At 64.9% G+C, this 13,167-nt stretch carries 13 protein-coding genes and 1 riboswitch; of the genes, 8 read left to right on the plus strand and 5 right to left on the minus strand.

Annotated features, from left to right (window positions below; translation table 11 throughout):
• Positions 1-7: 7 nt before the first annotated feature.
• The gene (locus B4F51_RS06285; RefSeq protein WP_296224226.1) at positions 8-1,285 is read right to left on the minus strand and encodes an amino acid deaminase; all 1,278 of its coding nucleotides are present in this window, start codon (positions 1,283-1,285) and stop codon (positions 8-10) included.
• Positions 1,286-1,436: 151 nt separating this feature from the next.
• Here B4F51_RS06285 and B4F51_RS06290 point away from each other — a divergent pair, with 151 nt between their 5' ends.
• From B4F51_RS06290 to B4F51_RS06310, 5 genes are all read left to right on the plus strand, one after another.
• On the plus strand, positions 1,437-2,306 hold the full coding sequence (locus B4F51_RS06290) for a MurR/RpiR family transcriptional regulator (RefSeq protein WP_296224358.1): 870 nt from the start codon (positions 1,437-1,439) through the stop codon (positions 2,304-2,306).
• A 1-nt stretch (position 2,307) separates the two neighbouring features.
• On the plus strand, positions 2,308-3,792 hold the full coding sequence (locus tag B4F51_RS06295; protein WP_296224227.1) for a D-aminoacylase: 1,485 nt from the start codon (positions 2,308-2,310) through the stop codon (positions 3,790-3,792).
• 34 nt (positions 3,793-3,826) lie between these two features.
• On the plus strand, positions 3,827-4,213 hold the full coding sequence (locus B4F51_RS06300; protein ID WP_296224228.1) for a RidA family protein: 387 nt from the start codon (positions 3,827-3,829) through the stop codon (positions 4,211-4,213).
• 85 nt (positions 4,214-4,298) lie between these two features.
• Entirely contained in the window at positions 4,299-5,651 is a 1,353-nt protein-coding gene (locus tag B4F51_RS06305) for a GntP family permease (protein WP_296224229.1), read from the plus strand.
• A 34-nt stretch (positions 5,652-5,685) separates the two neighbouring features.
• Positions 5,686-6,312: a bifunctional 4-hydroxy-2-oxoglutarate aldolase/2-dehydro-3-deoxy-phosphogluconate aldolase gene (locus B4F51_RS06310; RefSeq protein WP_296224230.1), complete on the plus strand. Its 627-nt coding sequence runs from the start codon at positions 5,686-5,688 to the stop codon at positions 6,310-6,312.
• Positions 6,313-6,348: 36 nt separating this feature from the next.
• On the opposite strand, the gene ribB is transcribed toward B4F51_RS06310, so the two are convergent.
• The 3 genes from ribB to B4F51_RS06325 all read right to left on the minus strand — a co-directional run bounded on the left by ribB (position 6,349) and on the right by B4F51_RS06325 (position 8,954).
• Entirely contained in the window at positions 6,349-7,083 is a 735-nt protein-coding gene (ribB, locus tag B4F51_RS06315) for a 3,4-dihydroxy-2-butanone-4-phosphate synthase (RefSeq protein ID WP_296224231.1), read from the minus strand.
• A 127-nt stretch (positions 7,084-7,210) separates the two neighbouring features.
• Positions 7,211-7,380: riboswitch (FMN riboswitch) on the minus strand.
• A 92-nt stretch (positions 7,381-7,472) separates the two neighbouring features.
• Positions 7,473-8,705 carry a Zn-dependent hydrolase gene (locus B4F51_RS06320; RefSeq protein WP_296224232.1) on the minus strand — a complete coding sequence of 411 codons (1,233 nt, stop codon included), beginning with the start codon at positions 8,703-8,705 and terminating at the stop codon, positions 7,473-7,475.
• A 27-nt stretch (positions 8,706-8,732) separates the two neighbouring features.
• The gene (locus tag B4F51_RS06325) at positions 8,733-8,954 is read right to left on the minus strand and encodes a hypothetical protein (protein ID WP_296224233.1); all 222 of its coding nucleotides are present in this window, start codon (positions 8,952-8,954) and stop codon (positions 8,733-8,735) included.
• Positions 8,955-9,063: 109 nt separating this feature from the next.
• Here B4F51_RS06325 and B4F51_RS06330 point away from each other — a divergent pair, with 109 nt between their 5' ends.
• From B4F51_RS06330 to B4F51_RS06340, 3 genes are read left to right on the plus strand one after another with little or no spacing between them, the layout of a single operon-like run.
• Positions 9,064-10,386 carry an MFS transporter gene (locus B4F51_RS06330; protein WP_296224234.1) on the plus strand — a complete coding sequence of 441 codons (1,323 nt, stop codon included), beginning with the start codon at positions 9,064-9,066 and terminating at the stop codon, positions 10,384-10,386.
• A 32-nt stretch (positions 10,387-10,418) separates the two neighbouring features.
• A complete protein-coding gene (locus tag B4F51_RS06335) occupies positions 10,419-11,228 on the plus strand; it encodes a class II aldolase/adducin family protein (RefSeq protein WP_296224359.1) in 810 nt (269 codons plus the stop codon).
• Between the two features lie 5 nt (positions 11,229-11,233).
• Positions 11,234-12,160 (plus strand): 2-hydroxyacid dehydrogenase, encoded by a 927-nt coding sequence (locus B4F51_RS06340; RefSeq protein WP_296224235.1) that lies wholly within the window; start codon positions 11,234-11,236, stop codon positions 12,158-12,160.
• On the opposite strand, the gene B4F51_RS06345 is transcribed toward B4F51_RS06340, so the two are convergent.
• Positions 12,154-13,122, minus strand: a complete 969-nt coding sequence (locus tag B4F51_RS06345; protein ID WP_296224236.1) for a LysR family transcriptional regulator — start codon at positions 13,120-13,122, stop codon at positions 12,154-12,156. The two genes, B4F51_RS06340 and B4F51_RS06345, sit on opposite strands and share 7 nt — an antisense overlap.
• Positions 13,123-13,167: the final 45 nt, after the last annotated feature.

Genomic DNA, 13,167 nt, shown 5'->3' on the forward strand with positions numbered 1-13,167 from the left:
CCCTCGCTCAGAAGTAGGTCTGCACCACGTCGACGACGTTGTATGCGTCGTCGATGACCGGGATCTGGCGCCACTTGTCGAACGTCAGGCAGGGGTGCGAGATGTCGAAGGCAATCATGTCGCCGACCTTGATGTCGTCGCCGGGGGCGATCTTCAGGTAGGCGTGCTGATCCATCATGCCGGTGACCTCCCAGTGCGCGGGCGTGGCCGTGGGTGATTTGTCGCCCGGGCGGAAACGCAGCGCCGGCAGCGGCAGGCCGGCATCGAACGCAGCGTCGCGCTTGCCCAGCGCCACGATGGCGCGTTCGTCCTCGGGCACCGATTGCACATAGGCCCAGAGTTGCAATGCGGGCAACAGGCTGGAGCGCATCTTGTGGGCAACCGGGTTGCTGGCGTCGATGCGGGCCTGCGCGGCTTTGTAGATGCCCACGTCATGCGTCAGGTAGCAGCCCGGGCGCAATACCACATCCAGCGGCTGGCCGATGTCGGCCTTGGCGAATTCCTCAGCCACCACGTCATACCAGGCCGAGCCGGCACCCGTAAGGATGGCGGGCGTACGTTGCAGGCGGCCGGCTTTCGCCAGATCGCTAATGACTTGCACCGCGCGCTGCAGGAAGACGCGGATGTCAGCCTCTTCCTTGATCACGCCTTCATAGACTTCCACGCCCGCCAGCTTGACCGAGCCGTTGGCACGCGCGAGCGCATCGAGCACCGATTGCAGCTGCGCATCGTCGCGCACGCCAGTGCGGCCACCCTGCACCCCCAGTTCGATCAGCACCTGGATCGGCCGGCCCGCCTTGCCGAAGAAGGCCGCAAGCTGATCGACCTGATCCGCCGCATCCACCAGGCAGAAGAACTCGAACGACGGATCGGCCAGCAGTTCCGCCAGGATGGCCATATTGCGCTTGCCGACGAGCTGATTGGCCATCAGCACACGGCGCACGCCGTGCGCATAGGCAACGCGCGTCTGATGCGCGGTCGCCAGCGTGATGCCCCATGCCCCGCCGGCCAGTTGACGCTGGAACAGGCGCGGCGCCATCGTCGTCTTGCCGTGCGGCGCGAGCTTGGCGCCGTATTCACCCACGAAGCGCTGCATCCAGGCCAGGTTGTGCTCGATGCGGGACTGCGACAACACCGCCACAGGCAGATTGAGGTCTTCGTTCAGCACATTCCAGCGCAGGGCAGCGATCTGCTCCGGCGCACAAGCGGCTTTCAGCGCACCCAACCCCTTGTCGAGTGGGTTGACGACGGTGAAATTGTCTCCTTGGTACTTTGTATCACTCATGGGAATCGACTCGTATGCCTTCAGGGGTAAACATTGGGTTGACACAATGATAGCGGCGAAATTATTCTCCGGGCCAGCCTGTTACAAAGTACCAAAGCACTCTTTCAGTTGGTATCCGGACAACTACCGGGAGCCCAGAATGCATGAACCCATGCGCGAACCGATGGACATCGTCACCCGTATCTCCCAGCGTGCCGCCGAACTGCGCCCCGCCGAGCAGAAGGTCGCGCAGACAGTTTTGGGCGACATTGCCGAAGCGGCTGCGGGCAGCATCCAGACGCTGGCCGAACGCGCCGGCGTGAGCGAAGCCAGCGTTACCCGATTTGCGAAAGCCATGGGCTGCCGCGACGTGCGCGAACTCAAGCTCAAGCTAGCGCAGGCGGCCGCAGTCGGCCAGCGCTTTCTGGATGGCGGCGCCGACCGCCCGCCCTCCAGTGCCGACGGCATCCTGGCCGACATCACCAACGTGCTGGAAGCCAACCGGGCGCTGGTGCGGCCCGAGGCGTTCCGCAACGCGGCAATAGCGCTGGCAGCGGCGCGCATGATCGCCGTGTTCGGCATGGGCGGCGGCTCGACCACCATGGCCGATGAGATGCGCTACCGCCTCGCCCGCTTGGGACGTCCGGTCACCACCTATCATGATTCGATGCTGCAGCGGATGGTCTCGGCCACGCTCAGCCCCGACGACGTGGTGGTCGTGTTCTCCGTGACCGGCCATGTGCCGGAGGTGATCGACAGCGTGAACATTGCGCGCGAGTACGGCGCCAAGATCATCGCCGTCACAGCCATCGGCTCGCCGCTGGCAGCGCTGGCCGATGTCTTGCTGCCGATCCAGGCCATGGAGACCGATTTCATCTTCAAGCCGTCGTCATCGCGCTACGCCATGATGATGATGATCGACCTGCTGGCGACCGAGGTGGCGCTGCAGCAGGCCGATCGCAGCAAGGAGCTCTTACGGCGCATCAAGTACGTGCTCGATGCGCATCGCGGCGGCGGCAACCGTCAGCCGCTCGGAGACTGACATGGAGCAGTACGACACCGTCATCCGCCAGGTCCGCATCGTGGACGGCAGCGGCCACGAACCCGAGGCCACGCTGTTCGACGTGGCCATCACCGATGGCCGCATCGCCGCCATTGCCACATCGGACTCCACCGCCTGGCTGGGAGATGAGGAAATCGCCGGCGAGGGCCGCGTGCTCGCCCCTGGCTTCATCGACGTGCATACGCACGACGACACCAACGTCATCCGCACTCCCGACATGCTGTGCAAGGTGTCGCAGGGCATTACCACGGTCATCGTGGGCAACTGCGGCATCAGCGCTTCACCCGCCACGCTCAAGGGGGAGCCGCCGGACCCGATGAACCTGCTCGGCCCCGCCAGCGCGTTCACCTATCCGACCTTTGCTTCGTACGTGGAAGCCGTGGAGCGCGCGCAACCGGCCGTGAACGTGGCGGCGCTGATCGGCCACACGGCGCTGCGCAACAACCTGATGGATCGCCTGGACCGCCCGGCAACCGCCGATGAAGTCGAAGCCATGCGCGTGCAACTGCGCGAGGCGCTCGATCACGGCGCGCTCGGCCTGTCGACCGGCCTGGCCTATGCCAATGCCTTTGCTTCGACCACGGAAGAAGTGATGGGCCTGGCCGAGCCGCTGGCCGAAGCGGACGCCATCTACACCACGCACCTACGCACGGAGTTCGCCGCCATCCTCGACGCGATGGACGAGGCATACCGCATCGGCAAGCACGCGCGCGTGCCCATCGTGATCTCGCACCTGAAATGCGCCGGAGCCGCCAACTGGGGCCGCGCGGGCGAAGTGCTGGAGTCGATCGAAGGCGCGCAGCGCTACCAGCCCGTCGGCTGCGACTGCTATCCGTACACGGCCAGTTCGTCCACGCTCGACCTGAAGCAGGTGACGGACGAATTCGACATCTTCATCACGTGGTCGGAGCCGCATCCGGGCATGGCCGGGCAGATGCTCAAGGAGATTGCCGCAGCGTGGGGCACCGACCTGATGGAAGCCGCGCGCCGCCTGCAGCCGGCCGGTGCCGTGTACCACAACATGTCGGCGCAGGATCTGGACCGCATCATCACCCACCCCGCCACGGTGATCGGCTCCGACGGCCTGCCCAACGATCCGAAACCGCATCCACGCCTGTGGGGTGCCTTCCCCCGTGTGCTCGGCTACTACAGCCGGGAGCGCAAGCTGCTCAGCCTGTCGGCGGCCATCCGCAAGATGACGGGGCAATCCGCCGAGCGCTTCGGCCTGACCGAACGCGGCCTGGTGCGCGAAGGCTATTGGGCCGACCTCGTGCTGCTCGACCCGGAAACGGTGCGCGACGTCGCCACCTTTACCGACCCGCAGCAGCCGGCGGTGGGCATAGCGGCGGTCTGGGTCAACGGCCATCTGTCATACCGCGAAGGCGCCGTGCAGCCGCATCGCGCCGGGCGCTTCCTCAAGCGCGGCCCACGTGCGCAGGCAGCAGCAGCCACTGAAATCCACTGACACCCCGTATTTGTTTGAAAGAAGGAACGTAGCGATGACGATTACCCGAATTGGCGTTGAAGGCGGCACCGGCACCGGTGGCCAGCACCTCCCCTTTGCCCGTGCAGCCGGTGCAGACGGCTGGCTGTTCGTCTCAGGCCAGACGCCCATGGTGAACGGCGAGGTTGTCGGCAACGGCATCGTCGAGCAATCGCACCAGGCCATCAAGAATGTGCTGGCCATCCTGGCCGAGGCCGGCTATGGCCCAGAGCACGTCGTGCGCTGCGGCGTATGGCTGGATGATCCGCGCGACTTCCAGTCGTTCAACAAGGTGTTCAAGGAGTACTTCGGCGCCAACCCGCCGGCGCGCGCCTGCGTGGTGTCGAGCATGGTGATCGACTGCAAAGTCGAAGTCGATTGCGTGGCGTACAAGAAACCGTAACCCACATTTCAAAAAGGGGCGCCCTGTACGACGGGGCGCTCATGACAACAAGAGCCGTGAATATTATTCCCTGAGGAGGAAGCCGATGGTCCCGATGCAAGGCAACTCGCTATTGCTAACTGCCGCGTTGGCGGTGGTCGCGCTGATCTACCTGATCGCCGTCCAGAAACTGAACCCATTTGTCACGCTGATCGTCGTCTCGCTTGCGCTGGGCGTGGTGGTCGGCATGCCGATGGGCAACATCGTCAAGGCGTTCGAGACCGGCGTGGGTGGCACGCTTGGCCACATTGCGCTGGTGGTGGGTCTGGGAACGATGCTCGGCAAGATGATGGCGGAATCAGGCGGCGCCGAGCGCATCGCCAAAACCCTCATCAATGCCTTTGGCGAGAAGAACGCGCACTGGGCGATGATGGTGGTGGCCTTCATCATCGGCCTGCCGGTGTTCTTCGAGGTGGGCTTCGTGCTGCTGATCCCAATTGCCTTCAACGTCGCCAAGCGCACGGGCACGCCGATCCTGATGGTCGGCCTGCCGATGGTGGCCGGCCTGTCGGTGGTGCACGGGCTGATTCCTCCGCACCCGGCTGCGCTGCTGGCCGTGACAGCCTATCAGGCAGACATTGGCAAAACGATCATGTACGCCCTGATCGTCGGCCTGCCGACTGCCATCCTGGCTGGCCCGCTGTTTGCGATGCTGATTTCGCGCCACGTCAAACCGAACCCCAACAACCCGCTGGAAAAGCAATTTGTTGAAGCCGACCAGACGCGCGAGCTGCCGGGCTTTGGCGTGACGCTGTTCACGATCCTGCTGCCTGTGGTACTGATGCTGATCGGTAGCTGGGCGGATCTCTTCACTACGCCCAAGACGCTGGCCAACGACATCCTGAAGCTGGCTGGCAACTCGGTCATGGCCCTGCTGATCGCCGCGCTGGTGAGCTTCTACACCTTCGGCAAGGCGCGCGGCTTCAACCGAGAGACCATCCTCAAGTTCACCAACGACTGTCTGGCGCCGATCGCCACGATCACGCTGGTGGTGGGTGCAGGCGGCGGCTTCGGCCAGATCCTGCGTGACTCGGGCGTGTCGAAGGCCATCGTGGACGTGGCCACGAGCGCCAGCCTCTCGCCGCTGCTGCTGGGCTGGGTGGTGGCCGTGATGATCCGCATCGCCACCGGCTCGGCCACCGTAGCCATGACCACCGCCTGCGGCATCGTCGCCCCAATCGCCGCCGCCTCGGGCGCCGCCGTCAAGCCGGAGCTGATGGTGCTGGCCACCGGCGCGGGTTCGCTGATCCTGTCGCACGTCAACGACGGCGGCTTCTGGCTGGTGAAGGAGTATTTCAACCTGACCGTGCCAGAAACCTTCAAGACATGGACGGTACTGGAAACCATCATCTCGATCATGGCGCTGCTGCTGACGCTGGCGCTGTCGACCGTGATCTAAGCTTGTGTCTACGTTGTTGATCTAGGAGAGCATTGTGGGTATCGATTCCGTCGTCCTGGCCGGCCCGGTCATTCCGGTGCTGCAGTTCCAATCTGTCGATGAAGGCGTCAAGGTGTGCCGCGCGCTGTACGAAGGCGGTATCCGCACGTTCGAGATCACGATGCGCACGCCGGTGGCGCTGGACGTGATCCGCGCCGTGGCCACCGACCTGGGCAGCGACGCCATCGTCGGCGCGGGCACGCTCACGCGGCCCGAACATTTTGCGCAAGCGCAAGACGCCGGCGCAGTGTTTGCCGTGTCGCCCGGCATCACGCCAACGCTCGCCGCAGCGCAAGCCAAGTCCGGCCTGGACTGGCTGCCGGGCATCGCGACGCCGTCAGAACTGATCCTGGCGCTGGAATTCGGCCTGAGCACGCTGAAGTTCTTCCCGGCCGAAGCGGCGGGCGGCATCCCGATGCTCAAGTCGATCCACGGCCCGTTCGGCGACGTGCGCTTCTGCCCGACCGGCGGCATCACGCCCAAGAGCGCGCCCGACTATCTCGCGCTGCCCAACGTGGTGTGTGTGGGCGGCTCGTGGATGGTGCCCAAGGACAAAGTGGCCGCCAGCGACTGGGTAGCCATCACGGCACTTGCCAAGGAAGCGGCCGCGCTCAAGCGGTAATTCGATATGCCCCCTCTCGCGCGGCCGGCATCGCCATCAAACGAAGCTGACCGCGCGCTCCATCTGTTCCCGATATTGGACGATGTCCTCAATGGTCAGCACCGGCAGGTTGTGCTGATCGGCAAAGCGCACCGCGTCGTCACGACGCGCCATGGTGCCGTCGGGCAGCATCAGTTCGCATAGCACTGCGGCAGGCGGCAAGCCTGCCAGACGTGCCAGGTCGACCGAGCCTTCGGTATGACCGCGCCGCTTGAGCACCCCACCCTCCTTCGCTACCAGCGGGAACACGTGCCCGGGGCTGACGACCGACTGCGTATCTGCGTCCGGCGCAATCGCCGCGCGGATGGTCGTGATGCGGTCTGCGGCCGACACGCCGGTGCTCACGCCCGTGCGCGCCTCGATCGACACGGTGAAGGCCGTGCCGTACTGGCTGCGGTTGTCTTCCACCATCGGGCGCAGGCCGAGCGATGCGGATTTCTCGGCCGTCAGGCACAGGCAGACGATGCCGCTGCATTCGCGGATCAGCATCGCCATGCTGGCGTGTGTGAGCTTGCCGGCAGCGACGATGAGGTCGGCCTCGTTCTCGCGGTCAGCGTCGTCAAGCACGACGACGGGCACGCCAAGCCGCACCGCGTCGAGCGCGGCGGCCATACGCGTAGGCATGCCGGCCGGATCAAAGCGGGCTTCGATGGCGTCGGGAATCACGTTGCCTTCAATGGCTGAGGGCAATGCGGGCGGGTGAATTGCGGGGGATTGCTGAGTGGACAACATGGAAACGCTCCTCGCTGAGATGGGCGACAAGACGTTCCAGGGCAAGCAGACAAACACGCGCGAGCCATGCGGCAGCGCAGCCCGGCACTAAGCCGAGCGCGCCCGCGCAGCGGGAGCGTGTTGTTCCGCACATCTTCTTCCATCCGGACTCTGACCGTCGGCCCCGGCATCTCACCGGATCTGCTGACCTTTGCGTGCAGGCGCATACAAAGCGCTCGCGGGCTCACGGACCTCATTCACACAACACAAAGTCCGCATACCGCCGGTGGGGAATTCCACCCCGCCCTGAAGACGTACTGAACCGACAAAAGTGTCGGCAGACGCAATGCTACCGCAACAAGTTGCAACACATCGACCCTACTGACGGGTCGGGCAAAGCGGTACGCCGTTCACTTCGCCCGCGCGAGCATGGCGTGCAGCAGCACGTCGGCGCCGCGCGTCACGTCTTCGGGTAGTGCGTCCTCGGCTTCGTTGTGGCTCAGGCCGTTGACGCACGGGATGAAGATCATCGCCGTCGGGCAATGCTTGGCGATGTGGATGGCGTCGTGCCCCGCGCCGCTGACGATGCGCTGGTGCAGATAGTCGAGCGCGGCCACCGCGTCGGCCACCGCCTTGACGCACGCCGCATCGAATGGCGTGGCAGGGCTCACCCAGTGCTGATCGATCTGCACGGTCAGGCCACGGCGCGCGGCGATCTCGGCAAAGCGCTCACGCAGCAAGGCTTCCATCTCGGCGATGCGCGTGTCTTCATGATGGCGCAGGTCCACCGTGAACGGCAGGTCGGCCGCGATGGTGTTACGCGAGGCGTTGCGGATACCGATTTCGCCCACGGTGACCAAGCCGTGCGGCGCGAAAGCGTCGACCAACATCTCAAGCGAGGCTGCCATCTCAGCCGCCCCGAACAGCGCATCGCGCCGGAAGCACATCGGCGTGGTGCCGGCATGCGCGGCCTGCCCCTGCACGCGCACATCGAGCCAGCGGATAGCTTGCCCGCCCGTGACGACGCCAATCGGCACACCGTTCTCCTCCAGGATCGGGCCTTGCTCGATGTGTGCCTCGAAGTATGTGTCGAACGGCTCCCCGGGGATGGAGCGCTCGCCTGCGTGGCCGATGGCGGCCAGCGCATCGGCCACCGAGACACCTTGCGCATCCTGCGAGGCGAGTGCCTGCTCCAACGGCATCACACCGGCAAATGCGGCCGAGCCCAGCATGGCGGGCGTAAAACGCGCGCCTTCTTCGTTGGTCCAGACAACAATCTCGATGGGCTTGTCGGTTTCGACGCCCGCGTCGTTGAGCGTGCGCACGACTTCCAGCGCTGCCAACACGCCGTAGACGCCATCGAAGCGGCCGCCTTCAGGCTGCGTGTCGAGGTGGCTGCCGCTCGCCACCGGGCGCGCGTCGGCCAACTTGCCGGCGCGGCGCGCAAACAGATTGCCGACGCGGTCGATGCTGAGCGTCATGCCAGCCTCCTCGCACCAGCGTGCAAACAATGCGCGGCCCGCTGCGTCCTCTTCCGTGAGCGCCAGGCGCCGTACGCCGCCCTTGGGCGTACCGCCCACCGCCGCCATCTCCATCAGGCTCGACCACAGCCGCGCCCCGTTGACCTTCAGCATTGCAGACATCCTTGTGAACAGGTTCTCAGGGCGTCTTTATCTGGCAAGGACAAAACGCGCGTCAAATTGCGAATGTTTATCCGGCATATAAATCACACAAATACCGCTGGCGCGAAGCCTGCATGAGGCAGTCGCTTCGTTCGTCCGCTGCACCGCGATGGCGCTATCGTGGCATTTCATGCCCAAGGCCAGGGCATAAGCCAGGCTAATGCGGGGAATCAAAAATGCGAATTTGCGGGCATCTGCATCGACGCGCATAAATGGCGTCGTCGGCTGACGACCGACACCCCCGCCTTCACGGCACAGACCGATGTACGAACATCGGCGACGTGCAGACGGGGCCACGCCCAAAAGAGGAGGACGCCCCATGTCAACGCCGCAACCATCCACCGTGACGCACCAGCCCGTGCGCGCGGCCACCGCCGCCTTCATCGGTACCGCTGTCGAGTTCTACGATTACTACACCTACGCCACCGCCGCCGCGCTGGTGCTGGGCGAGGTGTTCTTCCCGAGCAGCAACCACTTCCTGAGCACGATGGCGTCGTTCGCGACGTTCTTTGTCGGCTTCATCGCGCGACCGCTCTCGGGCGCGGTATTTGGCCATCTGGGCGACCGCATCGGCCGCAAGAAGATGCTGCTGGTGACGATGTTCCTGATGGGCATTGCCACCACCGGCATCGGCCTGCTGCCGGGCTACGCGACCATCGGCATCTGGGCGCCGATCCTGCTCGTGCTGCTGCGCATCCTTCAGGGCATTGCCGTAGGCGGCGAATGGGGCGGCGCGGTGCTGATGGCGAGTGAGCACGCGCCCAAGGCCAAGCGCGTGTTCTTTGCCTCGTTCCCGCAGATGGGCAGCCCGGCGGGGTTGATCCTGTCGCTGCTGTCGTTCCGGCTGGTGTCGTCGCTCGATCATGAGAGCTTTGTCACCTGGGGCTGGCGCCTGCCGTTCCTGGCCAGCTTCGTGCTGCTGCTCGTGGGTGTGGTGATCCGCCTGGGCGTGAAGGAATCACCCGAGTTCGAGCGCATGCGGAAGAACAAAGAGGTACTCGACAACCCGGTCGGCGAAGTGCTGCGCACGGCGTGGCGTCCCATCGTGCTGGCAGCCATGGCCACCACCATCGGCTCCGCAGGGTTCTTCTTCACCAACACGTTCATGATCTCGTACGTGACCACGTACCTTGGCATGTCGAAAGCGTTGATTCTCGATTGCCTGTTCGTCGTGACGATCCTGCAGTTGCTGTCGCAGCCAGTGTCGGCGCTGCTGGCACAACGCTACGGCGATACGCGCTTCCTCACTTGGGCCGCATTCATCTCGATGCTCACGCCATATCCGATGTTCCTGCTGGTGAGCACGCAAAACCCGGTGGCGATGGTGGCGGGCATCACACTGGCGGTGGTCACGCTGTCGGCCGTGTACGCCGTCATCGCTGGCTTCATGACGCCAGCGTTCCCGACACGCGTCCGCTACTCCGGCATCTCAATCGCCTACCAGCTCTGCACCATGATTGCGGGTGGCACCACGCCGCTGATCGGCACCCTGCTGGCCGAACGCTACAAGGGCGAATGGCTGCCGCTGGCGCTGTTCTTTACCCTGCTGTCGGCCATCTCGCTAATCGGCATCGTGGGCCTGGGCCGTTACCGCGATGGTAAGCAGCCCGAGGAAGTTGCCGCGCTCGCCACGCATGGATGACCGCATTGATGCCCGCCTTCACACGCATTGCCATGGAAGCCCAACACGTCTCGCTGCACACGCCCCGCCCGGCGGCGTTCTCTGAAGTCGAATGGCAGGTCCGCACCGATCTGGCCGCGCTGTACCGGCTGATCGATCACTTCCGCATGACGGACATGATCGACACGCACATCACCGCGCGCCTGCCGGACGAGAACGGCCGCCCGACGTTCCTCATCAACCGCTACGGCGTGCTGTTCGGCGAGATGCGCGCATCGGACCTCGTCAAGATCGACCTGGACGGCAATGTGATCGACGAACGCGCTCAAGCCAACTCTGGCGACCCCGAGCACTACGCCGTCAACGCAGCCGGCTTCACAATCCACTCGGCCATCCATGCCGCGCGCGATGATCTGCATTTCGTGGTGCACACGCATACGGCCGCGGGCATTGCCGTGTCAGCCCAGGAGCACGGCCTGCTGCCGATCAGCCAGCATGCGCTCAAGTTCTACGGCAAGCTCGCGTATCACGACTACGAAGGCATCGCGCTGGACCTGGGCGAGCGTGAACGCCTGGTGCGTGACTTCGGCCCGCACAAGGCGATGATCCTGCGCAACCATGGCCTGCTGGCGGGTGGAGCGACCGCCGCCGATGCGTTCCACGAGATCTATTTTCTTGAACGCGCATGCCAGGCGCAGATCCAGGCACTGGCGGGCGGTACGCCGCTGCGCGTTCCGCCGGAAGAAGTGCGCCAACGCACCGCCGCGCAGTTCAACCGCGAAGAATCGCCCGTCATCGCACGCCGCGCGTGGCTGGCGGCACTGCGGCTGATCGACACCTCCCGCTCCGATTACTGCAGTTGACGCACATGACCACGCTTGCCCTCATCAGCCGCGACTACGACATGTCGCACTTGGCGCCCTCCATCCTGCAAGCAGCACCCGAACTGGCGGTATGCATGTACGGCGAAGCAGCCGCCCAGGACGCCGAAGTGGCCGTGTGCTGGAACCCGCCCGCCGGCGCCATCGCCGCCATGCCGCGCGTGCGTCTCATACACAGCATCGCCGCCGGCGTCGACAATATCCTTGCCGACCCCACCCTGCCCGCCGTGCCGCTGTGCCGCGTGGTCGATCCGCAGCATGCGCGCGGCATGGCGGAGTTCGTCTCCTGGGGTGTGCTGCATTTCCACCGTCAGCTTGATCGCGTGCTTGCGAACCAGCGCAGCGCGACGTGGTTCCGGCCCGAGCAGCAGCATCCGTCGACATGCACCGTCGGTGTAATGGGGCTTGGCGAGATCGGCCGGCACGTCGCTGGAGAACTGCACCGCCTCGGCTTCAACGTGCGCGGCTGGGCACGCCAATCGCGCGAGCTGTCCGGCATCGGCGTGTATTGCGGTGAAACGGGTCTGCCGATGTTCCTGCAAGGCCTCGACATCCTGATCTGCCTGCTGCCGCTCACCGACGCCACCCGCGGCTTGCTGAACGGCAACACCTTTGCGCGGCTCAAGCCTGGCGCCAAGCTGATCCACGTCGGGCGCGGCGAGCATCTTGTCGCCGCCGACCTCCTGGACGCGCTGCACAGTGGCCAACTCGGCGGTGCCATCGTCGATGTGTTCCCGAGCGAACCACTGCCTGCAGACGATCCGTTCTGGCGCGCGCCCAACCTGATCGTCACGCCGCACATGGCGTCGGTCGCCAGCGCCGATACGATCGGCCTGCAGGTCGCGCAGAACGTGCGGCGCCTGCTGCGTGGCGAACCACTCGACAACGTCGTCGACGTCGCGCGCGGTTACTGACCGCCCATTGTCTTCCCTGCCTCCGGATAGCGCGCATCGATAAAACGATGCAGCGCGTCCAGGAAAGCCGCTTCCGCTGCGCTGAACTTGCGGTCAGCCATCCACAGCAGGTGCATGTCGACATCGGCCACGCCGCCTTCGGGCGGCAGGCGCTGCAGGCGGCCCTGCTCCACGTCGTCCTGCGCCACGTGCTCGGGCAGGCAGCCAATACCGAAGCCCGCCACGATCAGCCGCCGCACCTCCCACATGCTCGATGAGGAGCCAACCACAGGGCCGGTCAGGCCCATCTCGTCGCGAAAGAACGTGAGCATCGACAGTGGATCACCGATCTTGTCGCCGGTGAAGGAGACGAATTTCTCGCCGGCGAGATCGGCAATCTGCACATCGGTCTTGCCGAACAGCGGGTGGTATTGCCCACAGAACAAGGCGTAGCGCTGGCGGAGGAACAACCGGTGCTCGATCTTCTTCGGCAGCGCCCGTTTGGGTGAGAGGCCCAGCGTGGCCGTGCGCAATTCCAGGCTGCGCACCACGTCTGCGCTGCGCATTTCCTGGCATTCGAGTTCAATGCGCGGATAGTCGCGGTGGAAGCGCCCAAGGAGGGCGTCGTATTCGGGATAGTCCAACCCGCTAACAATGGCCACGCGCACCATGCCGGCAATCTCGTGCCCGCCGTCGCCGCTGGCTTGCGACAGGCGCGAGATGGTGCCGTACACTTCTTCGGCAATCTGGCGGACCTCTTCGCCCGCGCGAGTGATCTCGATGGGGTTGGCCTGGCGATCGATCAATTGCAGGCCGAGCTGGTCTTCGAGCCGCTTGAGCGCCTGGCTTACGGCGGGCTGCGTCAGATGCAGGCGCGTGGCGGCACGGCTGATGCTGCGTTCACGCGCAATGGCGAGAAACGTGCGCAGCAGGTTCCAGTCGAGGCGGTCATTCAGGTAGGTATCGAGCTTGGCCTTGCTCATGAGGTGTGTTGCGTGGGGTCGCGAGGGATTGTTTGAAGGCGTTCG

Origin of the sequence: Ralstonia sp. UBA689 (assembly GCF_002298975.1) — a bacterium.
Lineage (GTDB): Bacteria > Pseudomonadota > Gammaproteobacteria > Burkholderiales > Burkholderiaceae > Ralstonia.

Excerpts from the sequence above, each read along its gene's own strand:
- B4F51_RS06285 (WP_296224226.1), bottom strand. The coding sequence starts at position 1,285 with ATGAGTGATACAAAGTACCAAGGAGACAATTTCACCGTCGTCAACCCA.
- B4F51_RS06290 (WP_296224358.1), top strand. The coding sequence starts at position 1,437 with ATGCGCGAACCGATGGACATCGTCACCCGTATCTCCCAGCGTGCCGCC.
- B4F51_RS06295 (WP_296224227.1), top strand. The coding sequence starts at position 2,308 with ATGGAGCAGTACGACACCGTCATCCGCCAGGTCCGCATCGTGGACGGC.
- B4F51_RS06300 (WP_296224228.1), top strand. The coding sequence starts at position 3,827 with ATGACGATTACCCGAATTGGCGTTGAAGGCGGCACCGGCACCGGTGGC.
- B4F51_RS06305 (WP_296224229.1), top strand. The coding sequence starts at position 4,299 with ATGGTCCCGATGCAAGGCAACTCGCTATTGCTAACTGCCGCGTTGGCG.
- ribB (WP_296224231.1), bottom strand. The coding sequence starts at position 7,083 with ATGTTGTCCACTCAGCAATCCCCCGCAATTCACCCGCCCGCATTGCCC.
- B4F51_RS06320 (WP_296224232.1), bottom strand. The coding sequence starts at position 8,705 with ATGTCTGCAATGCTGAAGGTCAACGGGGCGCGGCTGTGGTCGAGCCTG.
- B4F51_RS06325 (WP_296224233.1), bottom strand. The coding sequence starts at position 8,954 with ATGCGCGTCGATGCAGATGCCCGCAAATTCGCATTTTTGATTCCCCGC.
- B4F51_RS06330 (WP_296224234.1), top strand. The coding sequence starts at position 9,064 with ATGTCAACGCCGCAACCATCCACCGTGACGCACCAGCCCGTGCGCGCG.
- B4F51_RS06335 (WP_296224359.1), top strand. The coding sequence starts at position 10,419 with ATGGAAGCCCAACACGTCTCGCTGCACACGCCCCGCCCGGCGGCGTTC.
- B4F51_RS06340 (WP_296224235.1), top strand. The coding sequence starts at position 11,234 with ATGACCACGCTTGCCCTCATCAGCCGCGACTACGACATGTCGCACTTG.
- B4F51_RS06345 (WP_296224236.1), bottom strand. The coding sequence starts at position 13,122 with ATGAGCAAGGCCAAGCTCGATACCTACCTGAATGACCGCCTCGACTGG.